Origin of the sequence: Sphingobium sp., from assembly GCF_041987595.1 — a bacterium.
Classification (GTDB): domain Bacteria; phylum Pseudomonadota; class Alphaproteobacteria; order Sphingomonadales; family Sphingomonadaceae; genus Sphingobium.
Window position 1 is genome coordinate 91,020 of record NZ_JBHIWJ010000002.1, and the last position, 15,864, is coordinate 106,883.

At 65.5% G+C, this 15,864-nt stretch carries 18 protein-coding genes and 1 pseudogene; 8 read left to right on the top strand and 11 right to left on the bottom strand.

Features of this window, described 5'->3' with window-relative positions:
- Positions 1-86: 86 nt before the first annotated feature.
- The 3 genes from ACFC3J_RS01020 to ACFC3J_RS01030 form a co-directional block, all read right to left on the bottom strand.
- The gene (locus ACFC3J_RS01020; protein ID WP_375194357.1) at positions 87-605 is read right to left on the bottom strand and encodes a cytochrome P460 family protein; all 519 of its coding nucleotides are present in this window, start codon (positions 603-605) and stop codon (positions 87-89) included.
- Positions 602-1,621: an alpha/beta fold hydrolase gene (locus ACFC3J_RS01025; protein ID WP_375194358.1), complete on the bottom strand. Its 1,020-nt coding sequence runs from the start codon at positions 1,619-1,621 to the stop codon at positions 602-604. The genes ACFC3J_RS01020 and ACFC3J_RS01025 overlap by 4 nt, the downstream gene beginning before the upstream one ends.
- A gap of 429 nt (positions 1,622-2,050) precedes the next feature.
- Positions 2,051-2,872 carry an MBL fold metallo-hydrolase gene (locus ACFC3J_RS01030; protein WP_375194359.1) on the bottom strand — a complete coding sequence of 274 codons (822 nt, stop codon included), beginning with the start codon at positions 2,870-2,872 and terminating at the stop codon, positions 2,051-2,053.
- Between the two features lie 119 nt (positions 2,873-2,991).
- Between ACFC3J_RS01030 and ACFC3J_RS01035 the strand changes: the two genes are divergently transcribed.
- From ACFC3J_RS01035 to ACFC3J_RS01045, 3 genes are read left to right on the top strand one after another with little or no spacing between them, the layout of a single operon-like run.
- The gene (locus ACFC3J_RS01035; protein ID WP_375194360.1) at positions 2,992-3,306 is read left to right on the top strand and encodes an ArsR/SmtB family transcription factor; all 315 of its coding nucleotides are present in this window, start codon (positions 2,992-2,994) and stop codon (positions 3,304-3,306) included.
- A gap of 5 nt (positions 3,307-3,311) precedes the next feature.
- Entirely contained in the window at positions 3,312-3,833 is a 522-nt protein-coding gene (locus ACFC3J_RS01040) for a rhodanese-like domain-containing protein (RefSeq protein WP_375194361.1), read from the top strand.
- Between the two features lie 19 nt (positions 3,834-3,852).
- Positions 3,853-4,620 carry a sulfite exporter TauE/SafE family protein gene (locus ACFC3J_RS01045; RefSeq protein ID WP_375194362.1) on the top strand — a complete coding sequence of 256 codons (768 nt, stop codon included), beginning with the start codon at positions 3,853-3,855 and terminating at the stop codon, positions 4,618-4,620.
- A 4-nt stretch (positions 4,621-4,624) separates the two neighbouring features.
- Here ACFC3J_RS01045 and ACFC3J_RS01050 read toward each other — a convergent pair whose 3' ends face one another.
- The 6 genes from ACFC3J_RS01050 to ACFC3J_RS01075 form a co-directional block, all read right to left on the bottom strand.
- Entirely contained in the window at positions 4,625-5,317 is a 693-nt protein-coding gene (locus ACFC3J_RS01050; RefSeq protein WP_375194363.1) for an ABC transporter ATP-binding protein, read from the bottom strand.
- Complete coding sequence (locus tag ACFC3J_RS01055) at positions 5,314-6,564, bottom strand: ABC transporter permease (RefSeq protein ID WP_375194364.1); 1,251 nt, start codon at positions 6,562-6,564, stop codon at positions 5,314-5,316. The genes ACFC3J_RS01050 and ACFC3J_RS01055 overlap by 4 nt, the downstream gene beginning before the upstream one ends.
- Complete coding sequence (locus ACFC3J_RS01060) at positions 6,561-7,559, bottom strand: efflux RND transporter periplasmic adaptor subunit (protein ID WP_375194365.1); 999 nt, start codon at positions 7,557-7,559, stop codon at positions 6,561-6,563. Before ACFC3J_RS01060 ends, ACFC3J_RS01055 begins: the two co-directional genes overlap by 4 nt.
- A gap of 62 nt (positions 7,560-7,621) precedes the next feature.
- Entirely contained in the window at positions 7,622-8,116 is a 495-nt protein-coding gene (locus tag ACFC3J_RS01065) for an Hsp20/alpha crystallin family protein (protein ID WP_375194366.1), read from the bottom strand.
- On the bottom strand, positions 8,113-8,385 hold the full coding sequence (locus ACFC3J_RS01070) for a hypothetical protein (protein ID WP_375194367.1): 273 nt from the start codon (positions 8,383-8,385) through the stop codon (positions 8,113-8,115). The genes ACFC3J_RS01065 and ACFC3J_RS01070 overlap by 4 nt, the downstream gene beginning before the upstream one ends.
- 461 nt (positions 8,386-8,846) lie before the next feature.
- A complete protein-coding gene (locus ACFC3J_RS01075; protein WP_375194368.1) occupies positions 8,847-9,569 on the bottom strand; it encodes a spermidine synthase in 723 nt (240 codons plus the stop codon).
- Positions 9,570-9,733: 164 nt separating this feature from the next.
- On the opposite strand from ACFC3J_RS01075, the gene ACFC3J_RS01080 reads away from it, so the two are divergent.
- The gene (locus ACFC3J_RS01080; protein WP_192668240.1) at positions 9,734-10,186 is read left to right on the top strand and encodes a 3'-5' exoribonuclease; all 453 of its coding nucleotides are present in this window, start codon (positions 9,734-9,736) and stop codon (positions 10,184-10,186) included.
- 19 nt (positions 10,187-10,205) lie between these two features.
- On the opposite strand, the gene ACFC3J_RS01085 is transcribed toward ACFC3J_RS01080, so the two are convergent.
- Positions 10,206-10,760 carry an rRNA large subunit pseudouridine synthase E gene (locus ACFC3J_RS01085; protein WP_375194369.1) on the bottom strand — a complete coding sequence of 185 codons (555 nt, stop codon included), beginning with the start codon at positions 10,758-10,760 and terminating at the stop codon, positions 10,206-10,208.
- 5 nt (positions 10,761-10,765) lie between these two features.
- Complete coding sequence (locus tag ACFC3J_RS01090) at positions 10,766-11,914, bottom strand: JmjC domain-containing protein (RefSeq protein ID WP_375194370.1); 1,149 nt, start codon at positions 11,912-11,914, stop codon at positions 10,766-10,768.
- Between the two features lie 160 nt (positions 11,915-12,074).
- Here ACFC3J_RS01090 and ACFC3J_RS01095 point away from each other — a divergent pair, with 160 nt between their 5' ends.
- The 4 genes and pseudogenes from ACFC3J_RS01095 (at position 12,075) to ACFC3J_RS01110 (ending at position 15,716) form a co-directional block, all read left to right on the top strand.
- Positions 12,075-12,758 carry a CDP-alcohol phosphatidyltransferase family protein gene (locus ACFC3J_RS01095; protein WP_375194371.1) on the top strand — a complete coding sequence of 228 codons (684 nt, stop codon included), beginning with the start codon at positions 12,075-12,077 and terminating at the stop codon, positions 12,756-12,758.
- Positions 12,759-12,880: 122 nt separating this feature from the next.
- Entirely contained in the window at positions 12,881-13,540 is a 660-nt protein-coding gene (locus tag ACFC3J_RS01100; protein ID WP_192668236.1) for a hydrolase, read from the top strand.
- A 62-nt stretch (positions 13,541-13,602) separates the two neighbouring features.
- Positions 13,603-13,761, top strand: a pseudogene (locus ACFC3J_RS01105) (DUF1427 family protein); the annotation flags it as partial.
- Positions 13,762-13,814: 53 nt separating this feature from the next.
- The gene (locus ACFC3J_RS01110; RefSeq protein ID WP_375194392.1) at positions 13,815-15,716 is read left to right on the top strand and encodes an amidohydrolase; all 1,902 of its coding nucleotides are present in this window, start codon (positions 13,815-13,817) and stop codon (positions 15,714-15,716) included.
- Positions 15,717-15,864: the final 148 nt, after the last annotated feature.

Below are 15,864 nucleotides of genomic sequence, written 5' to 3' on the forward strand. Positions count from 1 at the left end.
TCGTCCCCACCTCCCCAAACCGGCTCGCACGCCCGGCCCCGGCACCACAGAGATGTTGCCGGGGCCGGGTTTTGACCGGTGGAGGATCAGGGCGCCCAATCTGTAAACACCAGATCGTCACCCTTTTTCAGCTTTGCGTGGCAGGCGAAGCAGCTTTGCGCCAGCGTGGCACTGGGATTGGCGATCCCCCTTTCGAATTGGCCATAGCCCCATCCGCCGCTGCCGGGATAACGCCTGCTGTCCTTGACGCTGACCTGAATATTGGTCGGCTCCCCGGCGATGAAGGATTGCGGCGCCGGAAAGACCGCGTCATTGCGCGGCGAGGATTGGTAGCGCCAGGCGAGCCGCACGATGACTGCGCCGTCGGGGAAAGGGCGCCGCTTTTCGCGAAAGGCCTTAACGGCAATGGCGTTGCCGAGAATGGCGCGGATGTCGTTATGCCTGCCATTTTCCTGCGCCACGCTGATGAGCGTCCAGTGGCGATAACCTTTGGGCAAAGTTACGCCGTAGACGGGCGAGGCTTCCTCCCGCGTCCGCTTGGCAGCGGACAGGGTGGAGACCCCGAAGATCGTGATGGCGAGCGCCAGCGTCCCGGTGCGGATCATGCTGTCCTCCCGCTGACGTCCAGCACTGCGTGCGCGAAGGCGGCCGGCGCCTCCTGCGGCAGATTGTGCCCAATGCCGCCGCCGATCGTGCGATGTTCATAGGGGCCGACGAATTTGGCGCGATATTGCTCTGGCGCGGGATGCGGCGCACCGTTCCGGTCGCCCTCCATGGTGATGGCGGGGATCGTCACCGGCGGAGCGGAGGCTAGTGTCGCTTCGGCTGCATCATAGCGGTTTTCGCCTTGCGCCAGACCCAGCCGCCAACGATAATTGTGAATGACGATCGCGACATGATCGGGATTTTCGAAGGACGTCGCCGACCGCTCGAAGGTCGCATCGTCGAACGCCCAGTCGGGCGAGGCCTGCTGCCAGATCTGGCGGTTGAACGCCTTGGTGTTGGCGGCATAGCCGGCTTTGCCGCGCTCGGTCGCGAAGTAGAATTGATACCACCATTGCAGCTCCTGCGCAGGGGCAAGCGGCCTGGCGTTCGCAGCCTGACTGCCGATCAGATAACCGCTGACCGATACCAGCGCCCGGCACCGCTCCGGCCACAGCACCGCCATGATGTCGGCGGTGCGCGCGCCCCAGTCGAAGCCCGCGACCACCGCCCGCCGGATGCCCAGCGCATCCATCAGCGCGATGCCGTCGGCAGCGAGCGCCGCCTGCTGGCCGTTGCGCGGCGCCTCCGCCGACCGGAACACCGTGCTGCCATGGCCGCGCAAATGGGGAACGATGACGCGATGGCCCCTGGCGGCGAGCAGCGGTGCGACCTCGGCAAAGGCGTGTATGTCATAGGGCCAGCCATGGAACAGCAGCACCGGCGCGCCGGCGGCGGGGCCATAGTCCAGATAACCGATATTGAGCACGCCCGCATTGACCTGCCTGATTGCGGGCAGGGCAGGAACGGCGGCGCGGGCCTGTCCGGCTCCGGCGGTCAGCGTTGCCGTGGCAGCAGCCGTCAGGCGCAGAAAATCCCGGCGTTGCAGAGTGCCGGTTTCGGGTGGTGTGTTCGACATGTGGATGATCCCTGCAGGCTGATGGTGAATGTCCTCATGATAGGCTGTCCGTGACGTGCACGCCTGTTAGTCCTTGTGATGCGTTGTGAGAGATTGGCCGATCACGCTATCACCGCCTTCAGGGTCAAACAGGATTCGGGTGCGACGAGACCATTTTCGATGGCTGAAGCTGCCATCCCGATGCCGACGGGCATGACGCCATCATAGAGCCGGGACGCCGTCGCCTGTACGACTATGCCCTGATCTGTGCATTATATCGCTCCATTACGCCGTGAACGTTCGATCAACTGCGCATGAAGCCGATACCGTCCGGCTCAAACTCTGACTGGCTCGCCTTCTTTCCGGTCGGGCCGGGCGCTCAGTGAACCCAGACGATATTTGCGGCATTGTCGCCTCCATCCATTTTTTGCCGCTTGCCAACGGTGCGGCTCAACCGGCCTTCGTCCTGACCGGAATCTTCAGATAGCGGACCCCGTTGCTTTCGGCTTCCGGAAAGCGCCCGGCGCGGATATTGACCTGAATGGACGGCAGCAGCAGACGGGGGACCGCCAGCGTGGCATCCCGCGCCTCGCGCATGGTCACGAAACTGTCCTCGTCCACGCCGTCATGGACATGGATGCTCGCCCGCCGCTCCTCCGCCACTGTCGTTTCCCAGCGATACTCGTCACGGCCCGGCGCCTTATAGTCATGGCACAGGAACAGGCGGGTCTCGCCGGGCAGGCCAAGCAGCTTGCGGATCGAACGATAGAGGGTGCGGGCGTCGCCGCCGGGAAAATCGGCGCGGGCCGTGCCATAATCAGGCATGAACAGGGTGTCGCCGACAAAGGCGGCATCGCCGACCAGATAGGCGATGTCGGCGGGCGTATGGCCGGGGACGTGCATGACGGTGAACCGGAGCGCGCCGATAGCGAATTGCTCTCCGTCGCCGAACAGGCGATCGAAGTCCGAGCCGTCGGTCCGCAGTTCGTCCAGCCCGAAGACGGGGCGGAAGATTTTCTGCACGTCGCGGATATGCTCGCCAATGCCGATCGGCGCGCCGGTTTTTGTCTGGATATAGGGCGCTGCCGACAGATGATCGGCATGGGCGTGGGTTTCCAGCACCAGAACGATCCGCCAGCCCTGTTCCTGCGCGAATGCCAGCATCCGATCGGCCGAGCGCGTGTCCGCTTCCCCGCTGGCGACGTCGAAATCCATCACCGGGTCGATGACGGCCGCCTCGCGGGTTTCAGGGTCGGCGACCAGATAGCTCACCGTAAAGGTCGCCTCGTCGAAAAGGCCTGGATCTGGGGCTGGCTGTTCATGTGGTCCTCCATTTCGCTTGACAATATATTATAATTTGCTAAATTAGCAATATCTAATGGAGTGAAGCGATGATCCGTCCGCCGATGGACCTTTCCACCTTTGAGAAGAAGGCGGGGGAGGTGTCGACCCTGTTGAAAGCGATGGGCAATGCCCGGCGCCTGATGCTGTTGTGCAAGCTGGTCGAACATGGCGAGATGAACGTGACCGACCTGGCGCGGGAGGTGGGGCTGTCGCAGTCTGCCCTGTCCCAGCATCTCGCCCGCATGCGCGAAGAGCAGCTGGTCGCCTTTCGCCGGGAAAGCCAGACGCTCTGGTATCGCATTGCCGATCCGCGGACGGAGCAATTGCTCGCCAGTCTCTACACCATCTTCTGCAAGGAATGACGTTGATGTCGATCAAAACGGTCACGCCGCAAGAAGCGGCGAATGCCATGGCGGCGGGCGCCACGCTCGTCGATATCCGTGATGCCGATGAACATGCCCGTGAAAACATCAAGGGCGCCGTCCATGTGCCGCTGGCGCGTCTTGGCGATCTGCCCAGCGTCACAGGGCCGATCATCTTTCACTGCAAGTCGGGGATGCGGACGCAGGCCAACGCCTCGGCGCTTGCCGCGGCGGCGCGGGGTACAGCCTGCCAGATACTGGAAGGCGGCCTTGACGGCTGGCGTGCGGCGGGCCTGCCCACCATCATGGATCGCCGCCAGCCGATCGAGGTCATGCGGCAGGTCCAACTGGCGGCGGGCGGGCTGGTGCTGCTGGGCGTGCTGCTGGGATTTCTTGTTGCGCCGGCCTTTTTCGGCCTGTCCGCCTTTGTCGGCGCGGGGCTGATGATGGCGGGCGCCACGGGATGGTGCGGCATGGCGAAGCTGCTGCGGCTGATGCCATGGAACCGCCGCGCGCTACGGGCCTGAATCGATGATGCCCCCGGTCATGATTGCGGCAGCCCTTGCATCGGGCGCGGTCATCGGCCTCGTGCTCGGCCTTGTCGGCGGGGGCGGATCGATCCTCGCCGTGCCGCTGCTGGTATATGTGGTTGGGGTAAGTTCCGCCCATGCCGCCATCGGCACGGCGGCAGTCGCGGTGGCCGCCAATGCCGCCGCCAGCCTGATCGGTCATGCCCGCGCCGGCACGGTGAAATGGCCCTGCGCCCTTGTCTTTGCCGCGGCGGGCGTCGCCGGGGCCGCGATCGGCGCGGAGATCGGCAAGGCGGTGGACGGCAAGAGGCTGCTGATGCTGTTCGGCCTGCTGATGATCGGCGTCGGTCTTTCGATGCTGCGGAAGAGACGGACCGTGGAGGCCCCCGATGTCCGCCTGTCCCGCGCTACGGCGTCGACCCTGCTCCCCCGCCTTGTGCCGATCGGCCTCGGCGTCGGACTGGCGGCCGGGTTTTTCGGCATCGGCGGCGGCTTTCTGATCGTGCCCGGTCTGATGATGGCGACGGCCATGCCCCTTAAAAACGCAGTCGGCACCTCGCTGGTGGTCGTCACGGCGCTGGGGCTGACCACGGCGGCCTCCTACGCCTTGTCGGGCTATGTCGACTGGCTGCTCGTCGCCCTCATGATCGCGGGCGGGGTCGCCGGATCGGGCGTCGGCATCGCGCTGGGGCGCAGGCTCGCGGCGAGCAAGGGCATGCTGGAGCGGATCTTCGCCCTTATCGTGATCGCCGTCGGCATTTATGTAGCGGTGCGCGGCAGCTGAAGCGTCAGCGCGCCCGGACGCTCGTTTCGCTGATCCGCCCGTCCAGCATCGAAATCTGCATGTCGGCCGCGGCGGCGACATCGGCGTCATGGGTCACGCACACGATGGCTCGCCCCTGATCGTGGGCGAGGCTGCGGAACAGATCGACAACCCGGGCACTGTTCTGGCTGTCCAGATTGCCGGTGGGTTCGTCGCACAGGATCAGCGCCGGATCATTGGCAATGGCGCGGGCGATGGCAACGCGCTGCCGTTCCCCGCCTGACAGCCGGTCGGGCGTCTTGCCCGACTTGGCGCCAAGGCCCATCCCTTCCAGCAGGGCCTGCGCCTTGTCGCGCGCTTCTGCCTGGCGGAGGCGGCCCAGCCTGCGTATCGGCAGCATCACATTTTCCAGCGCCGTGAATTCGGGCAGCAGGAAATGGAACTGGAACACGAAGCCGAAGCTCGCCAGCCTGATATGGGCGCGGGCGTCGCCGTCGAGCAGGTTCATGTCCCGGCCCTGAAACAGCACGGACCCGTCCGTCGGCCTGTCCAGCAGCCCCAGCAGATAGAGCAGCGAGGATTTGCCGCAGCCCGAAGGCCCGACGATGGCGACGAAGCTGGCCGGTTCGATCGTCAGCGAAACGCCCGTCACCAGCATCACCGGCGGCGTTCCGGCCAGTTCGCGCGACAGTCCGTTTGCCTCGATGATCGCGCTCATACCGCGCCCCGCAATATGTCGACCGGATCGACCCGCGCCGCCTTGCGCGCCGGGAGCCAGGCGGCGATCACCCCGGAAAAGAGCGAGGCGGCAGCGGCGATGGCATATTGCCGGGCGGACCGATCGAGCGGCAGGTTGCGGTCCTCCCCCGCGATCGGGAATTTCAGCGACCCCAATATCGCCATCAGCCCATAGCCCAGCAGCCATCCCGCCATGATGCCGATCACCGCCAGCGCCAGCCCTTCGAACACGAAGACCAGTTGCAGGTCGCGCTCCGAAAAGCCGATGGAGCGCATGATGGCGATGTCCCGGCGCTTGTCGGTGACGCTGTTCGACACGACGGTATAGATGCCGAAGCTGGCGACCAGCAGGATCGCCGACACGACGCTGTACATGATGACGTTGCGGGTCACGAGCAGCGAGAGGAAATCGGCCGATCGCTCCTGCCAGCTTTCCGCCTTGTAGGAAAAGCGCTTCTCCAGCCGCTGGCCGATCGGCTGCGCGCCATAGGGATCGGCAAGGCGCACGCCGATGCGGTTGATGACGAAGGGGCGTCCGAGCAGCGACTGCGCCTCGCGCAGCAGCACATAGCCCGCCGATGGGCCAAGCTGGCTCTGGCCGCGCTTGAACAGGCCGACGATGCGCAGCGACCGGCTCTTGCCCGACGCCGATGTGGCGCCGACGATGTCGCCCATGCCAAGGCCAAGCCGCTGCGCCATTCCCTCCCCGATGATGATGCCGCCCTGCGTGCTTTCCAGATCGCGCAAATGGCCCATGCGCAATTGCTCGCTGATCGTGCTCACTTTCTCCTCGATCGCGGGATCGACGCCGATCACGGTCAGCGCTTCCTCCCGTCCGCCGCTGCGCAGGGTGACGGCGCCGGTCAGGCTGGGCGATCCGATGGCGCCCGGCTCGGCATTGACGGCGCGCAATATTTCGGGCCAACCCTTGAGGCCCCGGACCTCGTTGCGGATCTTGTAGTGGCGCAGGTCGACGGCAGCGCCCCGATAGGCCCGCACGCCCGGCTGCGGCGGCGGGCTGCGCAGTTCGTCGGAAATGATGATGTGCGGCGCGGCGTCGATCAGCGTTTTGATGAAGTCGTTTTGGCTGCCGATCATCATGGCCGACACGGCGAGGAAAAAGCCGACGCCCACCGCGACGCCGCTCACCGCCACCAGCGTCTGGCGCCTGCGTCCCATGAGATGCCGGACCGCAATCCCCGCCAGCAGCCCCAACTGCCCGGTCATCGCGCCGCCCGCACGCGCATATCCTCGGTGAGCTTGCCTTCCGGCCGGGCAACGACCTTTTCCCCTCGCGACAGGCCGGAGACGATCTGGACCGCATCCGACCCTGCAATGCCGGTTCGCACGGGCTTCGCATGGGCGCGCCCCTCTTGCACGACCCAGACATGGCCATTTTCGATCGCGCCTGCGGGGACGAGCAGCGTCCGGGCCGCATGACGGGTCATGATGTTGACCTCCAGCGTCAGGCCGAGCGGCAGGGCCATGGCGTCGCTGGTCACGATCCGGGCGCGAAAGGCGCGCTGTTCAGGATCGCCGCCCGGCGTCACTTCGCGAACATGGCCGCGCAGCACCCGGCCGGGCCAGGCGTCGCTCGACATGAGGGCGGGCTGGCCGGGACGGATGCGCGGCACGTCGCGCTCGTCCACCGTGGCGGTGATGCGGATGCGGGCGGGATCGCCCAAGGTCATCAGCGTCCGGCTGGGTACGGCCAGATCGCCCGGCTCCACGTCGCGGCGCAGGACGATGCCGTCCATGCCCGATCGCACCGCCATCTGGTCCAGCCGCGCCGCGGCGCTTTGCTCCGCCGCCCTGGCGCTGTCGGCCGCCGCCACCGCGGAATCGCGGGCGGCGCGGGTGACCCAGCCCTTGGCGAACAGGGCCAGCGTCCGGCGCTCGTCCTGCGCTGCCACGCGCGCCTGCGCCCGCGCCTGTTGCAGCGCATGGCGCTGTTCCCCGTCATCCAGCAGGATCAGCGGCTGACCACGCCGGACGGGGTCGCCTTCATCGACCAGCACCTGCCGAACGGGGGCGGTCAGGCGGGCGGCGACGGCAACGGGATGCTCCGCCTCGACAAAGCCGGTGGCATAGACCAGCTCCACGGCATCCCCCATGCGGACGGGCGCGAGCATCACCTCCCGCGCCCGTCCGTCGAGCAGCCACCAGAGCGCCGCCGCCGCCAGCAGCGCCAGCGGCAACAGCCAGAGCGCGATGCGTTTCATTCCCCCTGCTATAACATCATGCGAGGATCATTGCCTGCCCGTATCGTTCCGGGAGCACCGTCCTATTTGGCCCCGACCGGAATCTGCCGGGGCTTCTTCGCTTCGGTGGCGAGTCGGGGAACGACGACCTTCAGCAGCCCTTTCTCCAGATGCGCGCTGGCCTTGTCCGCATCCGCCTCGAACGGCAGGGCGAAGCGGCGCAGGAAACTCCCCTGACTGCGTTCGACCAGATGATAATGTTTCTTGTCGTCCTTCTCCTCGCGCTCGTCCCTATGCTCGGCCCTGATGGTCAGCATGCCTTCATGGATGTCCAGCGACACATCCTTCTCATCGAAGCCGGGCAGTTCGGCGGTCATTTCCAGCCCTGCGTCGGTTTCGGCAATGTCGACCTTGGGAATCAGGAAAGCCTTGCCGTCGCCCGCCGGGGCGGACGGCCAGCCCCGGCCGAAATCCTCGACCAGCCGGTCCATCTCCTTGCGGAAATCGGCAAAGGGGTCAAAGCCGCCGCGCAACAGGTTGCCACGGCCAAAGGGAATCAGCGAACGGTAGTCGGTCATCGTCCATCTCCTGCATCATGATCTGGCTGGGGCATGTCCCTGCAATGCTTCATGTGGTCCTTGCCGTCCGAAGGCCTCGCCCCCGGCATCGGCTTGCTCATTCCATGGCGGGTCATCATCGGGCAGGGGCAGGGCACATCTGCCGGCCGGGCGCCTGTCGTTGCGTTATCGGCCGGGTGATGCCCGGCATGCGGGTCGACCGTCTGCGCAGAGGCGCTGACGGCGAACAGGGCTATCGCAAGGCCGAAGCTGCTGAGCAAAAGGCGCATGACGCGGTCCCCGTCTCCAGATTTCTGCGCCGGATTTTCGGTCAGGCCCGGATCGGGCGCTATAGGTAGAGTTACGCATCGCCTGTCCCGCTCAGATCATCCTTGCCGCGCATGCCATCGTGGCGGAAGCGATGCGTGACGATCCGCTAACGCTTTTTCATCACCTGCGGCGGATCGCCGAACGACCCGGCCGCCGCGCTGCGGATGGAGTCTGCCACTGCCCGGCGCCCACGCATATATGGATTGGCGGCGGCCGTTATCCTGAAGACGGGTGGGGATAATCTCAACGCCGATGTCGCCGGGAGGCTTGCGATAGCAGAATCAGCCATGTCGGTCTGGCAGATTCCCCAGTGCGCCTATCGCCTTGATGCAGATCTCCCATACCGAACTGGGCATCCGCATTCGGACGATCCCGCCCTTGGGCCGATGGCTGTACGATCGCGTCACCGGCCCGCCATCCTTCATCGATGGCGTGATTTTTGCTGCTTGGGCTGAGGCTGCTGCTGGGGTCGTGATTTTCTTTGCGCGAACCAGATGACATGCTGCGGACCCTTGCCGTTGCTGCGGGCGCGGACCCTGACCTCGTCGACGGCAAGGCCGGTCTGGGCGAGGCGACGGGCGAAGGCCGCATCGGGCGCGGCTGACCAGATCGCCAGCACGCCGCCGGGCTTCAGCGCGGCGACCGCCGCCGACAGCCCCTGCGCCGAATACAGCCGGTCGTTCGCCTGCCGCACAAGGCCGTCCGGGCCATTGTCCACGTCCAGCAGGATCGCGTCATATTGCCCCTTCGCTGCGGCGATGACATTCGCCACGTCGTCGTCGATCAGCCGCACGCGCGGGTCGTCGAGACAGCCCGCCGCCAGTTCCGCCATCGGACCCCGCGCCCATGCGATGATCTCCGGCACCAGCTCGGCCACGGTCAGCTGCGCCGTAGCATCCAGCGCGGCGAGCGCGGCGCGCAGGGTAAAGCCCATGCCATAGCCGCCGATCAGCCAATGCTGCGCCTTGCGGCTCAGCAGGCGCTGGCAGGTCATGTTGGCCAGCGCCTCCTCCGACCCGCTCATGCGGCTGCTCATCAACTCGTTATTGTCGAGGACGATCATGAAATCCCGCCCGCGCCGATAGAGCGTCAGCGGCTGGCCGCCGGGAACCTCCGCCGTTCCGATATATTCGCGTGGCTGCATGACTTTCCTTCAATCTCGTCCGGCCGGGGCTGTGGCACGCTTGCCCCTTTAGGCCATCGGACCGTGATGCGCCATGTCCCGTGCGGGGTTTACGATCGGGCAAGGCGGCGTCATAGCGGCCCGGTTGGCGAGTCTCGCTCCCTTATCAGAAAGCGTTTTTCGAGTTGCGATATTTTCTGGACACCGAATTCAACGGCTTTGGCGGAGAGTTGATCAGCCTGGCGCTCGTTCCCGAATTTGGCGATCAGGATTTCTACGTCTCGCTGCCGCTTCCCGAGAAGATCCACCCGTGGGTGCAGCAGAATGTCATCCCCTATCTGCGTTTCGTGCCGGAGGGAATCGATCATCAGCTGAACCGCGTGGAGGCGGCGCAGCATATCGAGGCCTATCTGGCGCATGACACCGATCCGGTCGTCGTGGCGGACTGGCCGGACGATCTGGGCTATTTCTGCCACCTGCTGGTCAAGGGGCCGGCGGACATGATCACGCTCAACGGGCTTCGGCTGGAGTGGGTCAATGCCGCGGGCTTCAGCTCCGCCGCGAACAGCCGGACGCCGCACAATGCGCTGCACGATGCACGGGCGCTCAAGGATTTCTGTCTGGGCCTGACTTACTGACCGGCTGTCGCCACCCAGCCTACTGACCGGCTGTCGCCTCAGGGCGCCACTGGCCCGGCGCAAGACCGTCGAGCGTCCAGTCCCCGATGCGCCACCGCACCAGCCGCAGCGTAGGATGGCCCACCGCCGCCGTCATCCGCCGCACCTGCCGGTTGCGCCCCTCGCGGATCGTCAGCCGCAGCCAGCAATCGGGCACGCTCTTGCGGAAGCGCACCGGCGGATCGCGCGGCCAGAGCGCCGGATCGTCGATCCGCTCGACCTGCGCGGGCAGGGTAGGGCCGTCCTTCAGCCGCACGCCGCGCCGCAACGCCTCCAGCGCCGCCTCGTCCGGATCGCCCTCCACCTGCACCAGATAGGTTTTGGGCGTCTTGAAGCGCGGATCGGCGATCCGCGCCTGCAAGCGGCCGTCGTCGGTCAGCAGCAGCAAGCCCTCGCTGTCGAGGTCGAGCCGCCCCGCCGGATAGACGCCGGGCCGGTCGACATAGGCCGCCAGCGTCGGGCGCGCCGGGCCGGTGCTTTCATCCGTGAACTGGCAGAGCACGCCATAGGGCTTGTTGAACAGGATCAGCGCCATCGCGGTCAGTCCTCCTCGAAGGCGAGGCTGCCCTGATCGATCAGCGCCGCGATCAGCGTCAGGACCGGCGCCGACCCCGCCAGCGCGGGATCGACGCCAAGGGACGATCCGGCGCAGAGGGCCTCCGCCAGCGCGGCACTGTCGCCCGCGCAGTCGAAGCCACGGCCATCTGCGAACAGGGTCAGCGCGCCGTCCTGCCCCCGGATGAAGGCGAAGCGGCTGGCCGGGTTGCGGCTGAGCGGCACGCTTTGCCTCAGCAGCGCCCGCACCGTCTCCTGCCCGATCGGTTGCTCCGGGCGCCAGTCCGTCTCGGCATATTTGGGCAGGCTGTTGTGCAGCCCGAACCAGCGGGCAAAGGCGTCGCGATCGGCCAGCGCGTCGAGGGCCATCGCATGCAGCCGGTCGATGGCCGATGCGCTGATCTCGCCGGGATGCGGCTGAACCGTCAGGTCCGGGTCGGCGTAGCGCTCATCCTCCGCCATGGCATCGGCCTGATGCTCGGCCCAACCCTCGACCAGTTCGGCGCGGGAGGGCGCGCGAAAACCGATCGAATAGGTCATGCAATCGCTGCCCACCGCCACGCCGTCATGGGCATAGCCCGGCGGGACATAGAGAATGTCGCCCGGTTCCAGCACCCAGTCGCCTGTCGCCTCGAAATCCGCGATCAGGCGCAAATCCTCATGCGGCAGCAGCGGCGTCGCGGCATCGCATTTCGGCCCGACGCGCCAGCGCCGCCGTCCCAGCCCCTGCACCAGAAACACGTCATATTGGTCATAATGCGGCCCGACCCCGCCGCCGTCGGTGGCGTAGCTGACCATCACATCGTCGATGCGCCAGTCGGGCACGAAGCGGAACGGCTCGATCAGCGCGGCGACGTCGGGCGCATGATGGTCGACCGCCTGCACCAGCAGGGCCCAGGGGCCGCTGCCCAGTTCGCCGAAGCGCGAGTCCGGCAGCGGCCCGTTTTCCAGCGTCAGCGCATCGCCGTCGCGGACGATGAGGCGGGATTCCACCCCTTCTTCGCAAGCGAGACCGGCCAGTTCGTCCGGCTCCAGCGGATTGCGCCATCGCGTCCAGGCATTGCGGATCAGCAGAGGGCTTTTCTGCCAATGGTCGCGCAGGAAGAGGTCGATGTCGAAACGGGCAAGCTGCATGCCGTGCCCATGCGCCGATCAGCGGTCCCTGTCAAAATGATGGCGCAAAAAGCGCGATTTCCCTCTTCATGGTCGCCGCAAGGCCCGGCACAAGGCGCGGTTTCGTCTCATCCCGTCAGTCTGCCGTTGCCGTGGGGCGCTTGTTCCCCGATAAGGCCCTATGACAGATCCATTACAGAGTCCCTCGGCCGGGCTCGACCGAATTCAGCAGAATTTTCTGGCTGATGCCGAGCGGAAGCTCCTCACCTGGCTTTGCAGCCGCATGCCGGGCTGGGTCACGCCGGATCTGCTGACGCTGCTGGGCGTGATCGGCGCGCTCATGACCTTCGGCGGCTATGCGGCGAGCAATTTCGGATCGGGCTGGCTGATTCTCGCGATCGCGGGCTATGTGGTGCAGTGGTTCGGCGACTCGATGGACGGCAGCCTGGCACGCTATCGGCGGATAGAGCGGCCCTCCTACGGCTATTTCATCGATCATAGCTGCGACGGGCTGGTGGTGCTGCTGATCCTGGCGGGCATGGGTCTCAGCCCGTTCGTAACGATGGACGTCGCGCTGGTCGCGCTCGCCGGCTATCTGCTGCTCTCCATCCATGCCTATCTTTCGGCGCGGGTACTGGGGGAGTTCAAACTGTCCTACCTCTCCGCCGGACCGACCGAATTGCGGTTCATGCTGATCGGGCTGACGTTGATGATGATGAAACTGGGCTTTGGTCCGGGCCTCTTCGGCCCTTGGTCGGGCTTCGACATTTTCGTGGGCACGGTCGGGGTCATATTGATCATCCTGTTCATCGGCCAGACGCTGGTGACGGGCAGGCGGCTGGCGCGGCAGGAGGCACGGCGCTGAACGGTGCATCATTTCGGAATTTTCGAAAAGATTGATCCATTTTATCCGGATTACTGGGATCATCCCTTCCCGCTATCTCTGTCTTCACCCACTCACCACGACGATCCAACAGGGAGAATGACATGACCATCACCGCCACCCCGACCCCCGCCAAGGCCCTGCTTTCGCCCAGCAATCACGCGCTGGTCCTGATCGATTTCCAGTCGCAAATGGCCTTCGCCACCAAGTCGATCGCACCGGAGCTGCTGCGCAACAATGCCGCGCTGGTGTCCAACGCCGCCGCCGGTTTCAAGGTGCCTGCCATCCTCACCACCGTCGCGGAAAAGAGCTTTTCCGGCCCGATGTTCAGCGAGATCACTGAAGCCTTCGACAATCAGCCGATGCTCGACCGCACCAGCATGAATACCTGGGAAGACGCCGCCGTCATCGAGGAAGTGAATCGCATCGGCAAGGAGCGGCTGGTGTTTGCCGGTCTCTGGACCAGCGTTTGCATCGTCGGCCCCGTCCTCTCGGCGCTGGAACAGGGCTTTGAAGTCTATGTCATCACCGACGCCAGCGGCGACATTTCGGAGGAGGCCCATGAGCGCGCCGTGGAGCGCATGGTCCAGGCGGGCGCCCGTCCGATCACCTCGCTGCAATATCTGCTCGAACTCCAGCGCGACTGGGCGCGCACCGAAACCTACGACATGACGACCGGCATCGCCCGCAAGTGGGGCGGCGCCTATGGCCTGGGGATCACCTATGCCAAGACGATGTTCGGCGCTTCCGAAGGCGGCCACTGAGCCAATAGTGCGGGAGCCGCTCCAGAAGCGGCTCCCCTCATTCCCGTCTGAGGAACTGCCCCATGAAAGCCTGTTTTCTCTCGCTCGGCGCCGGATTGCTTGTGGGGATTGTCTACAGCCTGCTTGGCGTCCGTTCGCCTGCCCCGCCCGTCATTGCGCTGATCGGCCTGGCGGGCATCCTGATGGGGGAACAGATCATCCCTTTCATCCATCAGGTCGCCCCCCATATTGAAAGACCCGCTCCATGAGCCTTATCACCCGCCGCCAGGCGCTTATGAGCGCCGCCACCACCGCCCTTCTGACCGCTTCGGAGAGTTTCGCGATGCCCCCCAGGGACCTCATCATCACCAATGCGAAGGTCACGACGCTGGACCGCGAGAATCCGGTGGCGCAGGCGGTGGCGATCCGTGACGGCAAATTCCTGTCGGTCGGCAGCGAGGCGCAGGTCCGCGCCGCGGCCGGCCCCGACGCGCAGGTGATCGACGCGAAGGGCCGCCGCCTCATTCCAGGCCTGATCGACAGTCACATCCACGTCATTCGCGGTGGTCTCAATTATAACATGGAACTGCGCTGGGAAGGCGTGCCGACCCTGGCCGACGCCATGGCGATGCTGAAGAAGCAGGCCGCCATCACCCCGCCGCCGCAATGGGTCCGCGTCGTCGGCGGCTTTACCGAGCATCAGTTCGCCGAAAAGCGCCTGCCGACCCTTGACGAGATCAACGCCGCCGCGCCCGATACCCCGGTGTTCATCCTCCACCTCTACGATCGCGCGCTGCTGAACGCGGCGGCGCTGCGGGCGGTGGGCTATACCAAGGATACGGCCAACCCGCCGGGGGGAGAGATCGTCCGCGATGCGCAGGGCAATCCCACCGGCCTGCTGCTCGCCCAGCCCAATGCGACGATCCTCTATGCGACGCTGGCCAAGGGGCCGAAGCTGCCGCCCGAATATCAGCTGAATTCCACCAAACATTTCATGCGGGAACTGAACTCGCTCGGCGTCACCAGCGTCATCGACGCGGGCGGCGGGTCGCAAAATTATCCCGACGACTATGAGGTCATCGACAAGCTGCACAAGGATGGCGAGCTGACGCTGCGCATCGCCTATAATCTCTTCACCCAGAAGCCGAAGGAGGAGCTGAAGGATTTCGCCAACTGGTCGACGAAGATCAAACCGGGCGATGGCGACGACACCTACCGGCACAATGGCGCGGGCGAGATGCTGGTCTATTCCGCAGCCGATTTCGAGGATTTCCGCGTCGCCCGTCCCGACATGCCGGCGGAAATGGAGGGCGATCTGGAACCCGTCATCCGCCTGCTGGCCGAGCGTCGCTGGCCCTGGCGCATGCACGCCACCTATGACCAGACGATTTCGCGGGCGCTGGACGTGTTCGAGAAGGTCGATCGCGACATTCCGCTCAATGGTCTCAACTGGTTCTTCGATCATGCCGAAACGATCAGCCCGCGCAATATCGACCGCATCGCGGCTCTGGGTGGCGGCATTGCCGTGCAGCACCGCATGGCCTTTCAGGGCGAATATTTCGTCGAGCGCTACGGCGCAAAGGCCGCCGAAGCCACCCCGCCGATCAGGCGGATGATGGCGGCGGGCCTGCCGGTCGGCGCGGGCACGGACGCCACCCGTGTCGCCAGCTATAATCCCTGGGTGTCGCTGAGCTGGCTGGTAACGTCGAAGACGGTCGGCGGGCTGGCGCTCTATCCGGTGCGCAACCGGCTGGACCGCGAGACGGCGCTGCGCCTGTGGACCGAGAAGAACACATGGTTCTCCAACGAGGTCGGCAAGAAGGGGCAGATCAAGGCGGGCCAACTGGCTGACCTTGCCTTGCTCTCCGACGATTATTTTACGGTGCCGGAGGATGAGATCGCCCATCTGCGTTCGGTCCTGACCGTGCTGGGCGGGAAGGTCGTCTATGGCGAGGGCGATTATGGCCCGATCGCGCCACAAGCGCCCAAGGCCATGCCCGACTGGTCGCCGGTCGCGACCTTCGGCGGCTATTATCGGAAGGAGGAGACGGCCAAGAAGCTGGCTTCGGCCTGCGGCTGCGCCTCCTCCTGCAACGTCCATGGCCATGACCATGCCGCCGCGCTCGGCGCTCAGGTTCCCGCCGCCGACGTCCAGAGCTTCTGGGGCAGCCTCGGATGCGGCTGCTGGGCGGTGTGATCCCGTTCTCCCTCTCCCCCTTGCGGGAGAGGGCTGGTCGTCTCCGCCTGGCTCCGCTTCCTTCAGCAAGGTTCGCTATCCTTCTCCCTCCGAGGGAGAAGGAACCCTTTTCCAAAATCTCGAAACAAAGCATCGATATTATTCGGAT